This window comes from Oribacterium sp. KHPX15 (assembly GCF_900107835.1).
Taxonomy (GTDB): domain Bacteria; phylum Bacillota; class Clostridia; order Lachnospirales; family Lachnospiraceae; genus Oribacterium.
The window spans coordinates 181,070-204,221 of record NZ_FNRG01000002.1 but is presented as its reverse complement, the minus strand read 5'-3'; the positions used below and the strand labels follow the sequence as shown (position 1 = coordinate 204,221).

General features: G+C 45.1%; 20 protein-coding genes. All 20 read right to left on the bottom strand.

From position 1 onward, the window contains the following. Position 1: 1 nt before the first annotated feature. Entirely contained in the window at positions 2-1,147 is a 1,146-nt protein-coding gene (gene trpS, locus BLV86_RS02260) for a tryptophan--tRNA ligase (protein WP_090814975.1), read from the bottom strand. Between the two features lie 45 nt (positions 1,148-1,192). Then, positions 1,193-1,648 carry a YraN family protein gene (locus BLV86_RS02255; protein ID WP_242873211.1) on the bottom strand — a complete coding sequence of 152 codons (456 nt, stop codon included), beginning with the start codon at positions 1,646-1,648 and terminating at the stop codon, positions 1,193-1,195. A 9-nt stretch (positions 1,649-1,657) separates the two neighbouring features. Next, positions 1,658-2,323: a ribonuclease HII gene (locus BLV86_RS02250; protein ID WP_090814974.1), complete on the bottom strand. Its 666-nt coding sequence runs from the start codon at positions 2,321-2,323 to the stop codon at positions 1,658-1,660. Then, a complete protein-coding gene (gene ylqF / locus BLV86_RS02245) occupies positions 2,320-3,192 on the bottom strand; it encodes a ribosome biogenesis GTPase YlqF (protein WP_031553011.1) in 873 nt (290 codons plus the stop codon). Before ylqF ends, BLV86_RS02250 begins: the two co-directional genes overlap by 4 nt. A 94-nt stretch (positions 3,193-3,286) precedes the next feature. After that, positions 3,287-3,814 carry a signal peptidase I gene (lepB, locus tag BLV86_RS02240; RefSeq protein ID WP_031553009.1) on the bottom strand — a complete coding sequence of 176 codons (528 nt, stop codon included), beginning with the start codon at positions 3,812-3,814 and terminating at the stop codon, positions 3,287-3,289. Positions 3,815-3,898: 84 nt separating this feature from the next. Continuing rightward, a complete protein-coding gene (gene rplS, locus BLV86_RS02235) occupies positions 3,899-4,246 on the bottom strand; it encodes a 50S ribosomal protein L19 (RefSeq protein ID WP_031553005.1) in 348 nt (115 codons plus the stop codon). 193 nt (positions 4,247-4,439) lie between these two features. Continuing rightward, on the bottom strand, positions 4,440-5,231 hold the full coding sequence (trmD, locus tag BLV86_RS02230) for a tRNA (guanosine(37)-N1)-methyltransferase TrmD (RefSeq protein ID WP_090814973.1): 792 nt from the start codon (positions 5,229-5,231) through the stop codon (positions 4,440-4,442). Continuing rightward, positions 5,228-5,746: a ribosome maturation factor RimM gene (gene rimM / locus BLV86_RS02225; protein ID WP_090814972.1), complete on the bottom strand. Its 519-nt coding sequence runs from the start codon at positions 5,744-5,746 to the stop codon at positions 5,228-5,230. Before rimM ends, trmD begins: the two co-directional genes overlap by 4 nt. Before the next feature lie 56 nt (positions 5,747-5,802). After that, positions 5,803-6,030 carry a KH domain-containing protein gene (locus BLV86_RS02220; RefSeq protein ID WP_031552997.1) on the bottom strand — a complete coding sequence of 76 codons (228 nt, stop codon included), beginning with the start codon at positions 6,028-6,030 and terminating at the stop codon, positions 5,803-5,805. Between the two features lie 19 nt (positions 6,031-6,049). Continuing rightward, positions 6,050-6,292 carry a 30S ribosomal protein S16 gene (rpsP, locus tag BLV86_RS02215; RefSeq protein WP_031552995.1) on the bottom strand — a complete coding sequence of 81 codons (243 nt, stop codon included), beginning with the start codon at positions 6,290-6,292 and terminating at the stop codon, positions 6,050-6,052. A gap of 160 nt (positions 6,293-6,452) precedes the next feature. Then, positions 6,453-7,850, bottom strand: coding sequence for a signal recognition particle protein (ffh, locus tag BLV86_RS02210; protein ID WP_031552993.1), 1,398 nt, complete (start codon positions 7,848-7,850; stop codon positions 6,453-6,455). Beyond that, positions 7,840-8,154: a sigma factor-like helix-turn-helix DNA-binding protein gene (locus BLV86_RS02205; RefSeq protein WP_031552991.1), complete on the bottom strand. Its 315-nt coding sequence runs from the start codon at positions 8,152-8,154 to the stop codon at positions 7,840-7,842. Before BLV86_RS02205 ends, ffh begins: the two co-directional genes overlap by 11 nt. A gap of 76 nt (positions 8,155-8,230) precedes the next feature. Next, entirely contained in the window at positions 8,231-9,103 is an 873-nt protein-coding gene (ftsY, locus tag BLV86_RS02200) for a signal recognition particle-docking protein FtsY (RefSeq protein WP_031552990.1), read from the bottom strand. A 161-nt stretch (positions 9,104-9,264) separates the two neighbouring features. Beyond that, positions 9,265-12,549, bottom strand: coding sequence for a chromosome segregation protein SMC (gene smc / locus BLV86_RS02195; protein WP_090814971.1), 3,285 nt, complete (start codon positions 12,547-12,549; stop codon positions 9,265-9,267). Then, positions 12,530-13,237 carry a ribonuclease III gene (gene rnc, locus BLV86_RS02190; protein ID WP_031552986.1) on the bottom strand — a complete coding sequence of 236 codons (708 nt, stop codon included), beginning with the start codon at positions 13,235-13,237 and terminating at the stop codon, positions 12,530-12,532. Before rnc ends, smc begins: the two co-directional genes overlap by 20 nt. Before the next feature lie 50 nt (positions 13,238-13,287). After that, entirely contained in the window at positions 13,288-13,530 is a 243-nt protein-coding gene (acpP, locus tag BLV86_RS02185) for an acyl carrier protein (protein ID WP_031552984.1), read from the bottom strand. A gap of 4 nt (positions 13,531-13,534) precedes the next feature. Beyond that, positions 13,535-14,581, bottom strand: a complete 1,047-nt coding sequence (gene plsX / locus BLV86_RS02180) for a phosphate acyltransferase PlsX (protein ID WP_044916872.1) — start codon at positions 14,579-14,581, stop codon at positions 13,535-13,537. A gap of 185 nt (positions 14,582-14,766) precedes the next feature. Continuing rightward, positions 14,767-16,860, bottom strand: a complete 2,094-nt coding sequence (locus BLV86_RS02175) for an elongation factor G (protein WP_031552977.1) — start codon at positions 16,858-16,860, stop codon at positions 14,767-14,769. Between the two features lie 338 nt (positions 16,861-17,198). Then, a complete protein-coding gene (locus BLV86_RS02170) occupies positions 17,199-18,296 on the bottom strand; it encodes a prephenate dehydrogenase (protein ID WP_031552974.1) in 1,098 nt (365 codons plus the stop codon). An 87-nt stretch (positions 18,297-18,383) separates the two neighbouring features. Next, positions 18,384-22,973, bottom strand: a complete 4,590-nt coding sequence (locus BLV86_RS02165; RefSeq protein ID WP_090814970.1) for a PolC-type DNA polymerase III — start codon at positions 22,971-22,973, stop codon at positions 18,384-18,386. Between the last annotated feature and the right edge of the window lie 179 nt (positions 22,974-23,152).

Sequence of the window (23,152 nt, the reverse complement as noted above, 5' to 3'; positions counted from 1 at the left end):
TTTATTGATGGCTTTCCTTGAGCCAGTCTTCCCAATCATTAACCATGGTGTTTTTGTCATCAAAATAATTGATCCTCATGGCCTCACGGCACTCTGAAAGAGTCTGATTGGTTACCTTAACAGCATGGTCTGTTCCGGTCTTTAATATGTCATATACCTCGCCGATATTGTTCTCCCACTTGGCACGCTCGGTACGGATAGGATCAAGCATCTCTTCCACAACCTTGAGAAGGAACTTCTTGCACTTCATATCCCCAAGTCCGCCGCGCCGGTAATGATCCTTCATCTCCTGAAGATTCTTATAGTCAGGGAGATAATCCGCAAACTGGCTGTCATCGCGAAGGAAAGCATCAAGATAGGTAAATACCATATTGCCCTCGATATGACCGGGATCGTCAATGTTTATATGTGTAGGGTCTGTATACATACTCATTATCTTCTGCTTTACAGACTTTGCGTCATCGGAAAGATAAATACAGTTGCCAAGAGACTTTGACATCTTTGCTTTTCCGTCGATGCCGGGGAGTCTTCTCTGGGCACTGTTCTCGGGAATAAGGATATCCGGCTCCACAAGAACATCACAGTTATATATGGTGTTAAATCTGTGGGCAATCTCACGGCACTGCTCTACCATAGGCATCTGATCTTCGCCGGCAGGTACAGTGGTTGCCTTAAATGCTGTGATATCTGCAGTCTGAGAAACAGGATATGTAAAGAATCCTGCAGGAAGTCCGGCTTCATTATCGTCGGAATCATTACCGCTGAAACCACGCATCTGCATCTCTGATTTAACAGTCGGATTACGTGAAAGTCTCTGGGTTGTTACGAGATTCATATAGTAAAAAGTCAGCGCATGCAAAGCCGGGATTCCTGACTGTATGCAGATATTGGACTTATCAGGATCTATTCCCACAGATAAATAGTCCAATGTTACTTCTATGATGTTATCGCGAACCTTCTTTGGGTTTGCCCAGTTATCTGTTAATGCCTGATCATCAGCAACGAGGATATTGATCTCATCAAATTTCCCGGAGTTCTGCAACTCAACTCTTCTTTTAAGGGAACCGATGTAGTGTCCAAGGTGAAGTTTTCCGGTTGGTCTGTCACCGGTAAGAATGATTTTCTTTTTACTGTCTTTAGCTAACATGCCTGCCTCCAGTATTTGTACATATTCAGAGTGCATTATACCATATCAAAATGCATTTTTAAACAAAGTTATCTCGCCGCCGTCAAGGGACACTACATCAAATCTGCAGGGAGTGTCCGTAAGACTCAGGCGGTTATTTATAAGGTAAGCCTGAGCTACCTTTCTGATGAGTGACTGCTTATGAAGATCCACTGCCTGAAAGCCGTAGCCATGCAGAGAATTCTTTCGAGCCTTTACTTCTACAAAGACCAGGTATTTTCCGTCCTTTGCAATTATATCGATTTCATTTTTGTGGAATCGGAAGTTCTGTGTGAGGATTTCATATCCCTTATCCTCCAGATATCGGGCAGCCTTTTTTTCTGATGCAGAGCCCTTTTCGTGATTGGCTTTTCTTTGGTCACTCCGGATATTACGGAGTCCGGACTGCAATTCATTCCCGGTGACCGGTGCAGTAAAAATCCCGGGTAAGGTTTTATTATTGTTTTGTGAGGGTGTGTTCAATAGCTGACCTCAAACGAACTTTTTTATGAAGGATCTTCTGTGAATGGGACATGGTCCCAGTTCCTTAAGTGCAGCGATATGAGCAGCCGTGCCGTAGCCTTTATGCTTTGCAAAGCCGTAGCCCGGATACAGCTCATCATATTCTGCCATGAGATGATCCCTTGTGACTTTTGCTATGACACTGGCCGCAGCTATGGAAATAGACTTCGCATCACCTTTAATGATGGAAACCTGGGGTATGTTGATTTCAGGTACAATTACCGCATCATTTAAAAGAAGCTGTGGCGCATCTCCAAGCCCTTTCTCTTTGAGCATTTTGGAAGCATTGGCAATAGCTATACGCATAGCCTCATAATCTGCCTGAAGGATGTTTATTTCATCAATTCTTTTCTCATCAACGATGCCATATCCATAGGCCAATGCCTTTTCCTTTACCTCCGGCAGCAGCTCCTCGCGTCTTTTCTCACTGAGCTTCTTTGAGTCATTTAAATAAAGTATCACCGCATCCCTGGGAAGAATGCAGCAGGCGGCTACAACAGGACCTGCAAGAGGCCCTCTTCCGGCTTCGTCCAGACCTGCTATCAAAGTGTATTCCGGGTATGAGTTTTCAAACTCCCGCATAAGCTTGAGTCTTGCAAGCTCTTTCTCGAGACGTTCACCCTTTAATTCTCTCATGATTTATCTTCCTCATCTGCCCCCGGTGTATGTTCCAGGGTAATGTTTCCGAGGCGGCCGTTCCTGAAGTCATCAAGTATGATTTTTGCGGTCTTTGTGTAGTCAACATTTCCGCCCTTCATGATGCAGCCTCTCTTTGTTCCTATGGCATCGAAAACCTTTATGGCTTCTTCATCCTCCTCAAAAGTAACACCGTACCTGTTTATAAGCGCGTCAGGATAATATCTGACGAGGTACTTGAGTAGATAGAAAACCAGTTCATCAATGTTTATGATCTGGTCGTTTATGGAACCGATAAGTGCCAGATTCAGACCTACTATCTCGCGTTCAAATTTAGGCCAGGTTATACCCGGAGTATCCAGAAGCTGGAGCTTTTTGTTCACATTGATCCATTGATTTCCCCTGGTGACACCCGGTTTATTGCCGGTTTTTGCCATGGATTTTCCTACGTAGGAATTGATAAAGGTGGACTTTCCAACATTAGGAATTCCCAATACCATGGCACGGATGGTAGGAGTTTTAATGCCTTTTTTCAGGTTTTTTTCCATGATGGGCTTGCAGGCTTCGTCTATAAGGCTGTTAAGCTTTTTAAGAGAGGCTTTGTTTCTTGCATCTATTTCAAGGGTATAAAAGCCTTTTTTTGAGTAATAAGCCGCAAATCGCTGTGTTTCTTTTTTATCTGCAAGATCAGCCTTGTTGAGAAGAAGTATGCGGGCTTTTTCTTTTGCAAAACTGTCTACATCCGGGTTTCTGGAAGACTCCGGACAACGGGCGTCAACTACTTCGATCACAAGGTCAACCAGTTTAAGGTCTTCGCGTATATTTCTTTTGGCTTTGGCCATATGGCCGGGGTACCATTGGATGTTCATGGTGATCTCCTTTCTCTATGCACCGGTAAGTGTAAGGGATAAACCGGCTTCGAAGTCGGGGTGGGCGTCAAAATAAGCTGCGAAAAAATTATTATCAGCTTATGGTGCCGATTTTTAGAGTGGGCAGCAAACGGAACCAGATTTTTCCGATGATTTGAGAACGATGAATGTTTCCAACATTGGTAAAACGGCTGTCTTCCGATGAGTCAGCATTGTCACCAATGAGAAAGTATTCGTCGTCCGTGAGTTTTATCGGCTTTTCAGCCACCCCTGCAAGGGAAATATTTGATATTTTGTCATTTTCCATAAGAGTTCCGTCGATATAAATGCGGCCGTTTTGTATGGTTACGGTTTCCCCCGGAAGTCCAACTATACGTTTTACATTGTCGGTGGAGTCGTTTTTGCGAAATATAACAACATCCATTCTATTGGGATGGAAAAATTTATAGCCTAATGTATCTACCAGCACCAGGTCACCGGAGGATAAAACGGGTTCCATACTGTGCCCTGATATTTCTGCTGTTGTAAGGTAGCTGTGAACCAGAAACCATGCTAAGGCTATGATGACGGCAATATTTGTCAGAGTATGTACGGTTATGTATACAATATTTTTTTCACGCATCTGACACTCCTCCAGGTTTTATAATTATATAGGAAAAGGGCATCCCGTAAACGGAACGCCCCAAAGATCTTAATCAATAACAGATTACAGTGCCTTAACCTTGGCAGCCTTACCTGTACGCTGTCTGAGATATGTAAGCTTAGCTCTTCTAACCTTACCCTGTCTAATAACTTCTACCTTCTCAACAAGTGGGCTGTGAAGTGGCCATGTCTTTTCAACACCTACACCGTTAGAAGTCTTTCTAACTGTGAATGTGATTCTGTTTGATCCACCCTGAATCTTAAGAACTGTACCCTCGAAGATCTGTAATCTCTCGCGGTTACCCTCTTTGATCTTGTTGTAAACCTTAACTGTGTCACCTGTGTTGAAGCTTGGAACCTCAGCCTTAAGCTGTCCCTGCTCAATGTTCTTGATAATATCGCTGTTTGCCATTGTGTTACCTCCTAATTCTATTTGACATTCATTCACGGATTTCTCGTCCGGACAAATCCTCCGGAATCCCCTATTCCAAGCATATGGAACCGTCAGCGGAATATCTCTTCTTAGTCACAACTTTTGTAATTTAACATATATTCACTTATATTGCAAGTAAATTCGTATTATTCAAATACTGCTTTATTTCCGGTCAGATTTCCGGATTTTCCGAGGGAAGCTCCGACTGCTCTGCCGGCTTATGATGTCTCTTCCGCTTAGGCTTTTTCGGTGCAAATTCCTCGGGATTTTCGGCAACATATTTTTCATACAGATCCGGGCGGCGTTCTCTTGTGCGCTCAAGGCTCATCTGATGACGCCATTCATCCACCTTTTTATGGTCTCCGGACAATAAGATCTTCGGAACCATATGATCTTCGAAATTTTCCGGACGGGTGTACTGGGGATATTCCAGAAGGCCGTCGGAAAAGCTTTCTATTTCATGTGACTCGTCTTTATTGAGGACTCCATGCACAAGTCTTGATATGGAATCTATCATACTAAGGGCCGGCAGTTCCCCTCCCGTAAGGATATAATCACCTATGGAAACGTGCTCGACCTCAAGGATCTCAAGGGCACGTTCGTCGATGCCCTCATAATGCCCGCATAAAAAGAGGATGTCCTCTTCTTTGGAAAGCTCCTCTGCCATTTTCTGGTCAAAAGTTTTTCCCTGGGGTGACATGAAAAGGACTCTTCCCGGACGGTGACCGATGGTATTGATTATATGTCTGTAGCAATCTACTACCGGCTGTACCTGCATAAGCATGCCGGCTCCTCCGCCATAGGGATAGTCATCCACGTGATTATGGGAATCCTTTGTGTAATCTCTTATATTAAAAGCCTGAACACTCATGAGTCCGGACTGAATGGCTCTGCCGCTGATACTCTCGCGGACAACATTGTCTATCAGTTCCGGAAACAGGGTCATAACATAATAATTCTTCATAGATCCAAAAGACCCGGTATAAGATGAACCCTGATATAGCCCTCTTCCGGTGCTTTCTCAAGGATGAACGGGTCACAATACGGTATCATAAGGTCTTTGCCTTCAGTCTTTACCAGCATGACATCGTGGGCTCCGGTTTCTATGAACTCCTTTACTGTGCCGAGTTCAGTATCATTTTCATCCAGAACCTTACAGCCGATAATATCTCCGACGAAATACTCTCCTTCCGCGAGAGGGATAGCATCGGCTCTGTCCACGTAAAGCTCTCCTTTACGGATTGCCATTACATCGTCAATACTATCGTATTCTTTGAATTTCACTAAAGCGAGATTTTTGGAAAATCTCACATTTTCGACCTCAAGCTGGAGCATATTTTCCATTTTGCCTGAACGATCAAGCCAAACTTTTTTAAGGTCATAAAATCTCTCGGGTTCGTCGGTTGTAGGATATACTTTAACTTCGCCCTTAAGACCATGGGTGGTAACTATAGTACCGACTCTCAGTTTTTCCTGCATATTTTTCCTTTAACTGCAATTACTCAGCATAGTCATGACTATACTGAGTAATTATATCACTTAATATCTACGGATACCTTTATATCTGCTTTGCTTGCCGCTGCAGACATAACAGAACGGATTGCCTTTGCGATACGACCTGAACGCCCGATAACCTTACCCATATCCTGCTCATTCACAGAAAGGGTCAGGACGATCTCGCCATCCTTGTTCTCCTCAACGACATTTACATCATCAGGATTCTGAACAAGTGCCTTGGCAATTGTTTCGAGTAATTCCTTCATTAGGTCTCCTCTCGGCGGATTAGTTGATTCCGGCTCTCTTAAGAAGCTTAGCTACTGACTCTGTTGGCTGTGCGCCATTTGAAATCCACTGCTTAGCCTTCTCAGCATCAATCTTGATCTCTGATGGCTCCTTGGTAGGGTTGTAAGTTCCGATCTCCTCGATGAACTTTCCGTTTCTTGGTGATCTTGAATCAGCAACGATTACTCTGTAATATGGTGCGTGAATCTGACCCATTCTTCTTAATCTGATCTTTAACATGATTTTTCTCCTATTTTCTAAATAAATGATATATATGATCAACAGTCTGGTACTGTTAAATCTGTGGTTAATATAAATATATCCGGAACAATGACTTGCATTGATTCTGAAATAAATTCGAAAATGACTGAATCAGTGGTTTCTGACAGGTTTAGGGTTTTTGTCAGAACGGGAATCTTCCACCTTTCCCAAAGCCGCCCAGACCTCCGAGATTTCCGAGACCGCCAAAGCCTCCCAGGCCGCCTCTGCCATGTTTGCTTCTCATGGCTCCTCCGAACTGTTTCATCATCTTTCGCATCTGCTCAAACTGCTTTACAATCCGGTTTACTTCAGCTATGTCAACTCCGGCGCCATTAGCGATACGGCGCTTTCTTGAAGGATTGATAAGATCCGGATTGGAACGCTCTTTTGCAGTCATAGACTGAATAATGGCGCGAACCTTGCCAAGCTGTTTTTCGGTGTCATCCATGTCAATGTCACCGAGGCCTGATGCTCCGGGAAGCATCTTGAGGATTCCGCCTATTCCTCCAAGCTTTGACATCTGATCCATTTGAACCATGAAGTCGTTGTAGTCAAACTTACCTCTGGTAAGCTTTCCGATGGATTCGCGGCTCTTTTCCGCATCCAGGTTTTTCTCGGCTTTTTCAATGAGTGAAAGTACATCACCCATTCCAAGGATTCTTCCTGCCATACGATCCGGATAGAACTGTTCCAGATCATCCAACTTTTCTCCCATACCTAAGTAAAGGATAGGTTTGCCGGTCATGGCTTTTATGGATAATGCGGCACCGCCTCGTGTATCACCGTCACACTTTGTGAGGATGACACCGTCGATGCCTACTTTATCTGAAAAGGTCTCAGCCACATTAACGGCTTCCTGACCTGTCATGGCATCTACAGTAAGGATGGTCCACTGTACTTCAACTGCTTTTTTAATGTTCTGAAGCTCATCCATGAGCTTTTCGTCTATCTGAAGACGTCCGGCTGTATCCAGGATTACAACATTGTAATGTTTTTCTTTGGCTTCCTGAATAGCTTTTCTTGCTATTTCAACCGGGTTTACCTTGTCTCCCAGGGAGAAGAAAGGAATGTTTACTTTTTCGGCATTGACTCTTAACTGGTCAATGGCAGCCGGTCTGTAAATATCGCATGCTACCAGTACCGGAGTACGACCGTTGGACTTGAACTTTCCTGCAAGCTTTGCGGCAGTGGTTGTTTTACCTGCACCTTGAAGACCTGCCATCATGATGACTGTAATGTCGCTTGCCGGTTTGAGTACTATCTCAGTGGTTTCTGAACCCATCATGGAGGTGAGTTCTTCGTTTACAATTTTTACTACTGTCTGCGCAGGAGTAAGACTGCTGAGGACCTCCTCACCGATAGCCTTTTCTTTTACCTTGGCTATGAAATCTTTAACAAGCTTGAAGTTAACATCGGCCTCCAGAAGTGCCATACGTACTTCTCTTAAGGCCTGGTTTACATCATCCTCGGTCAGCCTGCCTTTATGTCCGAGGTTCGAAAATATATTGGATAATCTGTCTGTCAGATTTTCAAATGCCATCTATGATCTCTCCTGCAAGTTTTTGTATCTCATTATCTTCTGCATGATTTAGGATTGCAACGGCGCGCTCACGTATATTAGTGAGTTTGGATTGAAGTCCCAGAGTTTTTTCGGTTTCCTGAAGCTTCTTGTCTGCCCGTCTGAAAAGTTCCTGTGCTGCCTGTCTTGTTGTTCCCATCTCTTCACCGATTTCTGTGAAGCTCATATCGTCAACGATATGGTATTCATAAACTTTCCTCTGGTTTTCATTGAGCAATCCGCCATATAACTCATATAGATTGCCTCTCAAAACAAAGTCATCCATCCATAATCTCCTCAAACCTTTGCTAGTATAGCATAAAAAAATATGCTGTCAACACTTTTTGTTGACAGCATATTTATTAGTCTTCAAATATTGAATCTACATATTCCTTCGCGTCGAAGCGTCGAAGGTCGGAGGCTTTTTCGCCTACGCCGATGTATTTTACGGGGATGCCGAGTTCAGACTGGACTGCCAGGGCGATACCGCCCTTTGCGGTGCCGTCCATTTTTGTCAGGATAATGCCTGTTACCTGGCAGGCATCTTTGAAGATTTCGGCCTGGGACATGGCATTCTGTCCTGTGGTGGCATCAAGGACTACAAGAGTTTCTCTGTATCCTTCTGCGAATTCTTTATCGATGATCCTGTTGATCTTTCCAAGCTCCTGCATAAGATTCTTCTTATTGTGAAGACGTCCTGCAGTATCAATGATGAGGAGATCGGCATTTTTAGATTTGAAGGACTGAAGTGCATCAAAAACTACTGCGGCAGGATCAGAACCTTCTTTCTGGGCAATGACATCAACATCTATGCGGTGTCCCCATTCTTTGAGCTGCTCAATGGCACCGGCTCTGAAAGTGTCTGCGGCGGCAAGGATTACCCGCTTGCCCTTGTTTTTGAAATTGCTGGCCATTTTCCCGATGGAAGTGGTTTTGCCTACTCCGTTGACGCCGATCACCGAAATGATACTTTTCTGCTTCTCAAAATCATAATAGGAATCGTCAACTCTCATTAACTCATAGAGATAATCACGAAGTATTTTCTTTATCTCGCGGGTGGTATTAACGCCCCGGCTTGAGGCCTCTGTTTTTATAGCATCGATGATTTTCAGTGTTGTGGTGACACCTACATCCGACATGATCATGGCGTCTTCGAGACTCTCATAAAAATCGTCATCTGCGATCTCATTGGTCTGGAAGATATTGTTTATAAGTTTGGAAAAGAAATTAGCCATAAATCCACATTCTCCTTGTTAAAAGCCGATGGTGCTTTCATGCCTGTCATTAAGATGAGAGTTTGATCGGCTTCTAAATATTATGTCTAAAGTCCTTAGTGCCACTTTTACAGACTGGCTCAGGGACTTTAGACAGATGTTAATAAAATGTTTACTTTAAATTATGCCTCCAGCTGATCCTGTACCAGGTCAACGGATACCAGTGTTGACACACCCTTTTCCTGCATGGTGATACCAAACAGGCGGTCAGCATTTTCCATAGTTCCTCTTCTATGGGTGATGACTATGAACTGTGTCTGTATAAGTGTGTGGAGGTACTCCGCAAAACGTGTGACATTGGAGTCATCAAGTGCTGCCTCGATCTCATCCAGCAGACAGAAGGGTGACGGTTTCAGATTCTGAATTGCAAAAAGCAATGCAATAGCCGTAAGTGCCTTTTCACCTCCGGAAAGCTGCATCATGTTCTGCAGTTTCTTTCCGGGCGGTTCTGCAATGATGGAAATGGATGCGGTAAGAACATCCGGATCCTCTGTGTCAAGCTCGAGTCTGCCCTGCCCTCCGCCGAAAAGTATCTTGAAGGTTTTGTTGAACTGTTCCTGAATGAGCTTGAAGTTTTCATTGAACTGTTTACGCATGCCCTGATCCAGTTCCGCTATGATCTCATTAAGAGACTTCTCGGATTCTGTAAGATCCAGATACTGATTGTTCAAAAATTCATAACGTTCAGACACTTCTTTGTACTGCTCGATGGCATCCAGATTAACAGGACCGAGAGCCTTTAACTTGCCCTTTAACTGGTTAACAAGAGTACGTACCTCGTTTGTGTTTTTGTATTCGTCAGAATAACGCTTCTTCGCCTCTTCATATGTGATACCGTACTCGTCAAACATATAATTTGTGAGCTTGTCGATCTTTTCATCCAGCTTTTCTCTCTTGTTCTGAACACGCATGGATTCCTTCTCCATATCGAGAAGTCGTACAGATATCTCGTCTTTTTTCTGGAAGAAGGACTTTCGTTCCTCCAAAAGACCGGTTTTCTGCTCTTCATCCTGTGTCATTTTTTCATTCAGTGACTGAGCAGCGGACTCGGCATTGGCGATCAATGATTCAAGTTCAGATATCTTATCAGTCTTTTCCTGAAGAACATTATCGGAATTCTGCTGTGAATCCTCCATGGATCCCTTTTCGGTAGTGATCTCCTCAAGCTCTGAATTCAGTCTGTGAAGATTTTCGGTAACGAAGTCGGTACGTGTCGAAAGGGATGAGTACTCAACATTGATCTGGGAAGCGATAGCCATGGTCTGGGTATTCTGCTCCAGAGTGAGTTTCTCGATCTCCTGTCGATGGGACTCTACGGAAGCTTTTGCGAGATCTCTTCTGCTCTCGGACTCCGCAAGCTGATGCTTCAGAGTTTCAACGGCGTTTTTGGCCTTGAGTATCTGCTCCTCAATCTCCTCCAGCTCGCGCTTTCGGCCCATGAGGTTAGAGTTATTCCTGAAGGAACCACCGGAAATGGAACCGCCCGGGTTTAAAAGATCTCCCTCCAGAGTTACTATCCTCAGACTCTGGCGATATTTTCTCTGGATACTGAGAGCGGTGTCAATGTTGTTGACCACCAGGACTCTTCCCAGCAGGAACTCGGAAAGCCCCTTATATTTTGCATCAAATTTAATGAGGTCACAGCCAAGTCCGATGGCTCCGTTTTCAGAGCATGCACGTTCGCAATTGTCATCCCTTCTACCCTTAATGTTTGAGAGAGGAAGGAAGGTTGCACGTCCGTAACGGTGCTGTTTTAAGTACTGCACCATGTTCTTGGCGGTGTTTTCGTCTTCTGTTACGACGTTCTGTATAGAACCGCCAAGGGCAGTTTCTATGGCAGTTTCATAATCCTTGGGAACTTCGATGAGATCTGCAACTACACCAAGGATACCATGCTCCTGATCGCGACGATCCATGACCATCTTTACTGCATTGCCATAGCCTTCGTAGCGTTCTGCGAGATTCCGAAGGGTTTCGAGACGGTTTTTGAGATTATCGTGCTCCCTGGTCTTGTGGTTGATCTGATCTCTTAATTGCTGGTTTGCTTCACCGAGCTTCATAACCAGCTCGGAGTCTGAGGAAATGAGATTTTTAACCTCTTCGAGACGCAGGTTCAGCTTTTCCAGGATTTTTCGCTGTTCTTCGATGTTTCCCAGGAAATCATCGCTTTTAAGGCTTGATGATTTCTCGGTTTCCTTTAAAGGGCGTTCCTCAAGTTCAAAATCCGGACCCATACAGGAATTGATGGTAAGCGAAGTCTCGTCCATGGTAGACTGGATCATTTCCAGATCCAGATCTATATTTTCCATCATTTCATCTGTTCCGGCTTTGTTATCTTTGATGAAAGTAATCTGTTCCCTGATCCACTTTAACAGGCTCAGATTATCCTCAATCTGAGAAATACGGTCGAACATGTCCTTCTTCAAGGCATTGATGCGCTGGGTATAATGAAGGGCGTTGTTCTTTTCTGTATTGATCTGCTCATTTAAAACGTCAATCTGTCCGCGAAGGTTTGTTTTCAGAAGGTCTGACTTGTTTATATCATCCTTTGTGTTGGTGATTTCGCTTTCGAGAGTTCTGATCTTTTCTTCTATTTCGGTATACTTGCTGTTTAACTCTTCCGATTCCTTCTTAACGGCAGCCAGTTCGTCATTAACCGTGCTGGCATTTTCATTAATGGAATCAAGACCCTTTAAGGTGTCATCCATATCTCTGATGAAGAGGTTGGAATCCGCATTGACAAGCTCGTCACGAATTGAAAGATATTGTCTTGCCTCGTCGGACTGCTTTTTCAAAGGTCCCACCTGGCGTTCCAGCTCGTTAAGGATATCTGTTACACGGGTAAGATTTGCCTGCTCGTCCGTAAGCTTTTTCTCGGCCAGAGCTTTTCTTCTTTTGAATTTGACGATACCTACAGCTTCGTCAAAAAGATCTCTTCTCTCTTCAGGCTTACCGGAAAGGATCTTTTCTACCTGACCCTGTCCTATGATACTGTAACCATCCTTACCGATACCGGTATCATAGAACAGCTCGTTAATGTCTTTTAGTCGACATTCTGTGCCATTCAGCATATATTCTGATTCGCCCGAACGGTAAAGACGTCTGGATACGGTTACCACATCATAATCGATATTTAAGAGACGGTCTGAATTATCCAGAGTTATGGCGACAAAGGCTGAACTCTGGGGACGTCTCAGCTGAGTTCCGGCAAATATAACGTCCTGCATGGAAGAACCACGCAGCTGCTTTACCTTCTGTTCACCGAGAACCCAGCGAACGGCATCGGAAATATTGGATTTTCCGGAGCCATTAGGGCCTACGATGCCTGTGACTCCTTTACTGAAATCAAGGACTGTCTTATTTGCAAAGGACTTGAAGCCCTGAACCTCAATAGATTTTAAATACATATCCGGTTTCCGCCTTAATCTGCTTTAATGTCTGGTAAGCTGCTCCCTGCTCACCCTTTTTCTTACTGGAACCTTCGCCGATGCCGTATTCCCTGTTGTTAAGTATTGCCTGAACACGATAGAATCTGTCATGGCAGGGACCTGATTCCTCGATAACTCTGTACTCGAGCTCCATTTTGTTCTGGGAAACATATTCCTGGAGAACGGTTTTTGCATCTCTGAAAAGACCGGCGCTTTCAATGTCGGTAAGCACAAGCTTATTCACGAAATTCTGGGCCTGTTCGAAACCACCGTCCAGATACATTGCGCCTATTACGGCTTCAAATGCATCTGATATTACAGAATCACGGTTATTGATGCGTTCTCTTGCCTCTCCTTTTCCCAGGATGATGTAATCACCAAGATTCACCTTTCTGGCGGCTTCTGCCAGCGTAGGTTCACATACCAGTGATGCACGGACCTTGGTCATGACACCCTCCTGTAATACGGGTTTTCTGTTAAAGAGAAATACGCTTGAAATAAGTTCGAGTACCGCATCTCCCAAAAATTCAAGTCTTTGATTGGAAGCTTCCTTTGGTTCACCGTTTTCATTACTGAAGGAAGGATGTGTAAGGGCATGTTTTAAGAGCCCCACATCATTAAAGTGATATCCTAAAGCTTCCTGTAGCTTTTCTAAATCGTCTGACATTTATACTCCTTAAAATGCAGCCGGCCATAGGCCGGCTGATGTATTTTTAATTATCCTTTTGCTGCAACTGCATCATGAATGGCTGTAACGGCTTCCTGAACTGTTGTGAGATGTTCAGCGGCATCGTCCGGAACCTCGATACCAAACTCCTCCTCAATTGCCATAACCACCTGAACAACATCCAGAGAATCCATCTCCAGATCATCCACAAACTTTGCTTCAAGTGTGATCTTGTCTGCTTTAACATGAGATACTTCTCTTATTATGATCTCTTTTAACTTCTCGAACTCCATGTTTTTATACCTCCTGCTGATCCGGCTCTGTATTACCGGATTCGATACTTGCTGCGATCTTATTTACCGCATCTGATTTAACGAAGTCGAAGCACTGTTGAACTGCATGAGTGATTTCGATGCCGTCTGTATTTCCGTGAACCTTTACAACGAGCCCCTTTAAACCGAGAACCGGAGCGCCGCCGTATTGCTTTGCGTCAAATTTTCCAAGGGTATCCTTAAGTGCTTTTTTAATGAGGATTCCTCCGATCATTGAGATGAAGCCGGACTTTATGGCACTCTTTATCTCTCCGAGGAGCATTTTTCCGGATCCCTCATAGGTCTTAAGGATACAGTTTCCTACAAATGCATCGCATATGATGACATCACAGGCCCCGAAAGGAATCTCTCTCGCCTCACAGGAACCTATAAAGTTTATATCCTCAACGGCCTTAAGAAGAGGCATGGTTTCTTTGACCAGCTGATTTCCCTTTTCTTCTTCTGCACCAACATTTACGAGACCTACGGTAGGATTCTTTATACCCACAACTTCCTTCATATAAATGGTGCCCATCTTTGCATACTGGACAAGCCATTCCGGTTTGGCGTCGATGTTGGCACCACTGTCCAGAAGCAGGCTTACACCGTTTTTTGTAGGGATGAGGGCTCCAAACGGAGGACGGGGAACACCCTTCGCGCGGCCTACTATGAGCTGACCGCCTGCAAGCACGGCTCCGCTGGAACCGGCTGATATAAAGGCATCAGCATTACCCTCTTTTACAAAATGAAGAGCCTTAACGATACTGGACTCTTTTTTTCTTCGTATGGCGATGACCGGAGCCTCGTGAAGAGAGATGACATCCGGAGCATCGACTATCTCCACCCTCTCTTTAAGGTCTGACTCACTGATACCCCATTCCTTTGCGTGGGAAAGCTCAGACTTTACTGCAGCTTCCGGACCGAAAAGAAAAAGCTTTGTATCCGGAGTAACACTTAAAGACTTAAGAGCACCCTTGACAATGGCAGAAGGCGCGTTGTCTCCGCCCATACAATCTATTGCAATCTTAACCATTATATTCCTTAAATGAATCCTTTCGTAATAATGCATTCTGAAGGAAATTCTGATAAAAACAGAATTAGCCGAACACTAGCATATTCTAATATGCGTGATGATTCGAGTCAAGTGTATAGGCAAGCAAGAGCCGGAGGGCGCCCTGATTATAATGGATGCCCTCCGGCTCTGAATCATACTATATTTTACTTCTCTGCCTCAGCTGCGTTCTCGTCAACGATCTGCTTCTGAACATCACCCGGAGCCTGCTCGTATCTTACGAATTCGTACTCATAGTCGCCGGCACCACCGGTCATTGAGCGAAGATCTGTACTGTAGCCGTAGAGACTTGACATAGGAGCTTCAGCCTGGATAACCTGCTTGCCCTGTCCGATGGACTCCATACCAAGTACTCTTCCTCGGCGCTTTGTCATATCGCCCATGATGTCACCGGTATTGGCATCGGGAACAGTAATCTTTACTGCAGCGATAGGCTCAAGGATAACAGGCTGGCACTTCATGAAGGCATCCTTAAATGCCATGTTGGCAGCTGTCTTGAACGCCATATCGGAAGAATCTACAGGATGGTATGAACCGTCAAGGAGTGTTGCCTTGATACCAACTACAGGATAGCCTGCAAGAGGTCCCTTCTCGGTTCCTTCCTGAATACCCTTTTCAACAGCAGGGAAATAGTTCTTAGGAACTGCTCCGCCGAATACCTTCTCCTCGAAGATGTAAGGTGTCTCAAGATCGCCTGAGGGCTCGAACTGCATGATAACATCACCAAACTGACCGTGTCCGCCGGACTGCTTCTTATATCTGCCCTGAACCTTGGCAACCTTCTTGATGGTCTCCTTATAAGCAAATCTTGGCTTTTCAAGGATAATGTTTACATTGAAACGCTCCTTGATCATGGAAGCAACAACTTCAAGCTGCTGATCGCCGATACCGTAAAGCAGTGACTGACGGTTGCCCGGATCAGCAACAGCCTTAAGGGTCTTGTCTTCATCCATCATACGTGCAAGAGCTGTTGAAAGCTTATCTTCATCAGTCTTGTTCTCGGCACGGTATGCCTTATAGGTGTATGGCTTGGAAATCTGAGGTCCGTGATAAACGATAGGTGCATTTCTGTCAGCCATGGTATCACCGGTTCCGGTAACTGTAAGCTTTGCTACTGCACCGATATCTCCGGCCTTGAGCTCATCAACTTCGATATTCTCTTTTCCGCGGAGGATGTAGATCTTACCGATCTTCTCCATCTGTTCCTTGTTTACATTGTAAACTTCGGTGTTAGGTGTAAGGGTTCCTGTGCAGACCTTAAGGAGTGAATATTTGCCCATGAAAGGATCTGCGATGGTCTTCCAAACCTTTGCAGTAAGTGTTGCATCGGAATTGTATTTAGCTGTGAAACGTTCGCCGTTGGATGCGTCTACACCGACTGTCTCGAACTCATTGGGAGCCGGGAAATACTTGTCGATAACCTGAAGGAGGACATTGAAGCCCTGGATGTTGATACCTGAACCCATAAGAACAGGAACCATTTCACAGGTTCTTACACTCTTTCTGAGAGCTGCCTGAATCTCTTCTACTGTGAACTCTTCTCCGCCAAAATACTTCTCCATGAACTCGTCAGATGTTTCTGCAACCGCCTCAAGAAGAGCATTTCTTGCGATACCGAGGTTCTTCTGAACATAGTCAGGAATCTCTGCAGCTTCATACTGGTTAAGCTTGGTGAACTTACGTCCTTCCATCTTAACTACGTTAACGAAACCTACGAATTTTTCATTTTCTCTGATTGGAATCTGGAAAGGTGCGACAGATCTGCCGAAACGTTTCTCAAGATCGAGAACCAGCTGACGGAATGATGCATGATCATCGTCCATGTTGGTTACGAAGAAAAGACGTGGAATGCGGAACTTCTCGCATATATCCCATGCCTTTACAGTGCCCGGTTCGATACCGGCCTTGCAGTTGACAACAATGATAGCTGCGTCGGCAACGGAGATAGCCTCCTCTACTTCGCCCACGAAATCGAAGTAGCCCGGAGTGTCGAGTATATTGATCTTTAAATCTCCGCTCTCGCCCTTGTATTCTACAGGGATTGTTGATGTGGAGATTGAAAACTTTCTCTTTATTTCCTCTTTGTCAAAATCTGAAACTGTGTTGCCCTCAGGGATGCTGCCCATACGGCTTGTTGTGCCGGTTACGTAAGCAAGCGCCTCGGCTACAGTTGTCTTTCCTGCGCCGCCATGTCCCAAGAGAACAACATTACGTATGTTGCCGGTGTCATATACCTTCATAAGTCTTACCTCCTGTCTTCTCAAACGCCGGTCACTTATTTATTTTGCCTTAGGCAAGTGATCAGGCGCTGCGATCCGTTTTCACGTTACCCGGATCCGCTGTATGCATACGAAGTATGTGATATGTAGATATTTTACTAAAAAAGAAGTCATAATACAAGAAAATAGGAAAATATGTATAAAGATTCTAAAGAGAAAATAAAAAGCATGATGCAAAAAATAAAAATAATCCCGGTGTTTTTTTCTATACTTGAAAGCTTTTCCTAAACAGGAAACCAATACAATAGGGACGGTTCTCTCCGAAGAGAACCGTCCCTACTGGTCGTGATAAGATCTTATTATCTTATGTCATACATGTATCTCTTAAGTGTTGTGAGGGCCTTTTCCTTTGCCTCTTCCTCGTAGAAGGAAATGCGGAGGGCGCCTTCACCATGGTCACGGGCATTGTTGATGCCGATGTTCTTGATGGAGATACCCTTGGATGCAAGGATAACGGATATAGTGGAGATGGCACCTACCTCATCCGCAATATCAACCGAGAAGCTGTAATCCGGTGTAAGGGCTCCCTTATTCTTTGAGTCAATGGAATTTCTGTAGGCACGGGAACTCTCAAACATATGAAGGATCTTCTTGTCGGAAACCTCCTTTTTGAGGGAAGTTGAAATATCCTGCAGAGACTCAATGTAGCTGTCCAGAAGTGTCACAAGGGGCACAGAGTTTGTATCACAGATCTGCTCCCACATCTCAGGGCTTGAGCTTGCGATACGGGTAATGTCTCTGAAACCGCCGGCTGCGATGGTCTTCATAAGATGTGATTCATCGTCTGAATCCTTTACGATATTTACCAGCGAGCTTGCAATGATGTGCGGAAGGTGTGAAACCGCAGCCACTGCCCTGTCATGACGGTCCGCAGGAACTATGATGGGGATGGCTCCGAGAGATGTTGCCACCTCTCTCAATGTATCCACAAGTCTCGGGTTCTGGTCTGATACCGGTGTGATGATATAGTAAGCATTGGAGAAAAGATAATCTGTAGCAGCTTTATAGCCGGTTTGTTCAGATCCTGCCATGGGATGTCCGCCGATGAACTTGTCCTGAAGTCCAAGCTCAAGAGCTTTATTGCATACTGCGGTTTTGGTTGAACCGACATCTGTAAGAACCGCACCGTCCTTCAGAAGTTTGCCGATGTTCTCCATGTAAGAAATGTTGGTTTCCACCGGTGCACAAAGAAATACTATGTCAGCCTCGGAAAGTCTCTCGCTGTCAGGAGCATCCAGTACCACATTTACGATACCTTCCTCCTGCGCCACCTCAAGATTGGACTTATTTCTTGCGTAAGCCATGATACGCATGGTTGGATCCTTTTTCTTGAGTCCCTTTGCTATTGAACCTCCGATGAGGCCAAATCCTATAAATGCTGCTGTTTTCATAATCATCTTCCCCTTCTCATAATAATATTTTGGCACTTACACACTTTAACGCGTTTAAGTGTAAAAGTCAATGTCTGAATTATAGAAGTTATCTTAGTTCATGAGATCAAAAATACTCATCTGGTTCGATTCAGGAATGTCTCCCAGAAGTCCAAGCTCGCTGAACTTTTCCACGAAGCCCTTCGGGCAGTGTGTCCTGTTAATAAAGTCGTCCTTACTGAGATATCTGACTCCGCTCTTACCGCCGTCCTCGATGCCCTGGGCAACGGCTTCACCGAGACCCGCCATGGAGGTGAAGCTCGGCATGATCTTTTTGTCAGGAGTGATGGTAAAGTCCTTTGCCTTTGCTTTATATATGTCAAGAGGCGCAAACTCGATGCCACGGGCATACATTTCTTCACATATACGCATGTCGCGGAGACACACGGCTTCAGTGTTGGTAGGCTTCGGAATGTTTAAATACTGGTCGATATAGAACCTGAGTTTATCGATTCCTCCGCACATCTTGTCATAATCGAAGCCATCGGCACGGATACTGAAGTAGGCTGTGTAGTACTCTATAGGGTGGAATACCTTACACCAGGCAACACGCCATGCCATCATTACGTAGGCTGCGGCATGAGCCTTTGGGAACATGTACTTTATTTTCTTGCAGGCGTCAATGTACCACTGAGGCACATCATGATCCAGCATGTCCTGACACCATTCGTCCTTAAGAGGCTTATGCTTACGTGTGGCCTCCATGATGCTGAAGGATTCTCCCGGATCCATGCCCTTATGCATAAGGTAAACCATGATATCGTCTCGACAGCAGATCGCCTGCTGCAGGGTGGTTATGCCATCCTTAATGAGATCCTGGGCATTGTTGAGGTATACGTCCGTTCCGTGGGACAGGCCTGAAATCCTGATGAGATCGGAAAAATACTTCGGTTTTGTATCCTCAACCATCTGCATGGCAAAAGAGGTACCGAATTCGGGGATTCCGAGACAGCCCAGCTTCACTCCATGAATATCCTCCGGCTTAATGCCGAGGACTTCCGTTGACTGGAAGAGGCTCATTACTTCCTTACAGTCAAGGGGGATATCCTTAACTGGATCGATGCCTATGAGATCCTGGAGACGACGTATCATGGTGGGATCGTCGTGTCCCAGGATATCAAGTTTCAAAAGGTTATGGTCGATTTTATGATAATCGAAATGGGTGGTGATGATGGGGGATTGCATATCATTAGCCGGATGCTGTACCGGTGTAAATGTATTGATCTCCTCACCGTGAGGAAGTACTACGATTCCTCCGGGGTGCTGACCGGTGGTACGGCGCACTCCCACGCACCCCTGAACCAGACGGTCTATTTCTGCGGTTCGTTTTTCAATTCCCTTTTCTTCATAGTATTTTTTGACCATTCCGTAGGCTGTTTTATCTGCAAGGGTACCGATGGTTCCTGCCTTAAAGGTGTGGCCTTCTCCGAAAATGACTCCGGTGTAGGCATGGGCCTTTGCCTGATATTCTCCGGAGAAGTTAAGGTCGATATCCGGTTCCTTGTCACCCTTGAATCCAAGGAAAGTCTCAAATGGTATATCATAGCCCCAGCGATTTAACTCGGCTCCACACTTCGGACACTTCTTCGATGGCATATCGCAGCCTGCCATACCCGAGTACTGCTTTACCTCAGGTGAATCAAAATCATACCAGAAGCATTCAGGGCAGACATAGTGCGGGCTCAGAGGGTTAACCTCTGTGATATGTGACATGGTGGCTGCGAAGGAAGAACCTACAGAACCACGGGAACCAACCAGATAGCCATCCTCGTTTGACTTGTCAACAAGCTTCTGGGCAATAATATACATAACGGAGTAACCGTTTGAAATGATTGAATTAAGCTCCTTTTCCAGTCTGTCGGAAACAATCTGAGGGAGGTCCGGTCCATACATTCTATGGGCGGTTTCATAACAGATCTCTCTCAGAGTTTCATCAGAGTTTTCGATAACCGGCGGGCACTTGTCGGGACGCACCGGCTTTATCATGTCACACATATCCGCTATGAGATTCGGATTGTCAATAACTATCTCCTTTGCTTTCTGCGGCTCAAGGTATGAGAATTCCTGAAGCATTTCGTCCGTTGAACGGAAATAAAGCTTGGCATCACTCTCTTCTTCGTCGAAACCGCGTCCTGCCTGAATGATGGTCCTGTAGATATCATCCTCAGGATTAATGTAATGACAGTCACAGGTTGCACATACCGGTTTTCCCAGCTGGTCCGCAATGGATATGATCTTATTGTTGTAATCTATAAGGTCCTGCTCTGTAGTGGCGGTATACTTTTCGTTTCCCAGCATAAAGCTGTTGTTTCCGAGAGGCTGGATCTCCAGGTAATCGTAAAAGGATGCTATATCAATCAGCTGTGCGTCGTCCACTCCGCGTATCATGCTCTGGAATACTTCTCCCATGACACAGGCGCTTCCGATAATGAGTCCTTCTCTGTATTTCCTGAGTAAGGACTTGGGAATACGGGGCCGTGACTTAAAGTAGTTAAGGTGACTTTCTGATACCAGGCGGTACAGGTTTATACGTCCGATGTCGTTTTTAGCCAAAAGGATGATATGGTAAGTGGGAAGCTTCATGACATTGGCAGCGTGGTCAAATTCCAGCTTGTCGATGTCTGAAAGCCTTGTGCAGCCGCGCTGCTTTACCATTTCTATCTCTTTGATATAGATTTCGGCAGTACATCCCGCATCGTCTACAGCGCGGTGATGATGCTCGAGGGAGACATTAAGCTCCTTGGCAACAGTATCCAGTTTGAATCTGTTGAGTTTAGGAAGCAGCAGTCGGCTGAGGCTCACCGTATCAATGATGGTAGGGTCATAGGAAAGCCCGAGGCGCTTTGCATTTTTGCTTATAAAGCCGGTATCGAAGGAGGCATTGTGAGCGACTATAACCGCGTCTCCGCACCATTCGAGGAATTTAGGCAACACCACTTCTATCGGATCGGCATCCATGACCATGGAGTCGTCGATGGAGGTGAGCTGTGTGATACGGAACGGAATAGGCACACCGGGATTTATGAAAACATCCATGCGGTCCACGATTTCATTGTTGTGAAGCTTTACCGCACCGATCTCGATAATGTGGTCGGTCTCGGCACTGAAGCCGGTGGTCTCGATATCGAAAACCACGGTGTCATGGAAAAGCTCCTGACCTTTATCATTGACAACTATGGTCTCCTGATCATCCACCAGGTATCCTTCACATCCGTAAATTATCTTGAAATCTTTATCACGGCCTATCTTTTTCAGATAAATGCTTGCGTCCGGGAAGGCCTGGACCACACCGTGATCTGTGATGGCCATGGCATTCATTCCGAAGGAAATGGCGGTATCGATATAATCACATACATCTGAGACGGCATCCATATCTGACATTTTTGTATGGAGATGGAGCTCCACGCGCTTTTCCGGATGGCTGTCGGTTCTTTTGGCGCGGGTTATCTGGTACTTGAGGATACCGTCGATAAAGCTCATTTCTACCTGCTTGTCAAAGGAGTCAAAGGAAACAGAACCCTTTATGAGAAGGTCTGTTCCCGGTTTGATAAATGAGGTTGCAAGCTCCATATCTTCGTCATCCACGAATATTTTGCAGGTTATGGAATCGGTGTAATCTGTGATGTCAAACTTAAGTATATTTTTGCCGGTTTTGGTATGAACCGGATCATGTACCAGGAAGATGGTTCCTGCCATAATAATGTTTCCGGATCCGGCGTCCACATCCTTGAGGGAAACAGGCTCTCCTTCAAAGTATCTTCCGTAAAGGACTTCGGCGTTTTCGGACATCTTAAAGGCGCGTTTTTTGCGCTGGAACTGGGTATTGCCTCCGCCGAAACGACTGCTGCCATTTTGAGAACCCTGGTTTTGAGTCTGATTTCCCCCGTTGGAGCCTGAATTCCGGTTTGCCATATTGAGGTCTAAGCTCATGCGGGCATTTTGAGCTTCCAGAGCTGCAGCAGCTGCATCACGGTCGTTGGCATTGGCAGAACTATCCCTGTCAGGAATTGCGAAACTGTCGGAGCCCCTCATGAAGCCTTCTGATTTCTGAAGTTCTGCTCTCCGGCGTCTTGACTCATCGGTGTCTCCCCTAAGCTCCGGAGGAATGTAGTTATAGCCGGGATCCTTTGATGCGGAACTCTGCTTTTCTTCATAAAGCATGTTAAGGTTAAAGGCTATGGAACAACGATCTTCAAAAAGACGTTTAAGGGCATGAAGAAGTTCCCTGCTGGCCTCTTTGTACAAGTGGGAATTTGCCACCTTGAGATCCATGGTGTCATCGTCCTGCCAGGAAATCTGACCGGTAGTCATCATGTTATAGAGGATGATGTTGAAGTTCCTGAGTTCTATAAGGATGCTTTCACGGTACATGTCAAACAGAGTTCTGGCATTGTACTGTGCGCTGAGACGGAAATTCTCCTTGATACTTACAGCTATTTTCTTTTTACCGAAAAGCTGGTCTTTGATGAGTTTTTCCATACGAAAAACAGTCCTCTTATCTATAAGATGAGGACTTGTGATGTAGATTCGTATCTGTGTATGATCTTTTGTAATGGTGACACGGGTTACAAAGGTGTCACGAAATAATCCCTCGAGGTCATCGCTGACCTCGAGAGTTTCAAATACTTCGAAAAATTTTTTCATTTTCTGGTGCACCGCCCTCGCATTCCACGGTATCTGCGGTACAGCCCCCTCTCTGATATAAAACGGTAAGGGATGACATTGTATGTCTCTCCCGAATATAGTTGCTTTTTAGAGTTTTATTCTATGAATTTAGATTTCTAACCTTAATATCTGTCAATTGGCAGCAGGCATTAAGGCTC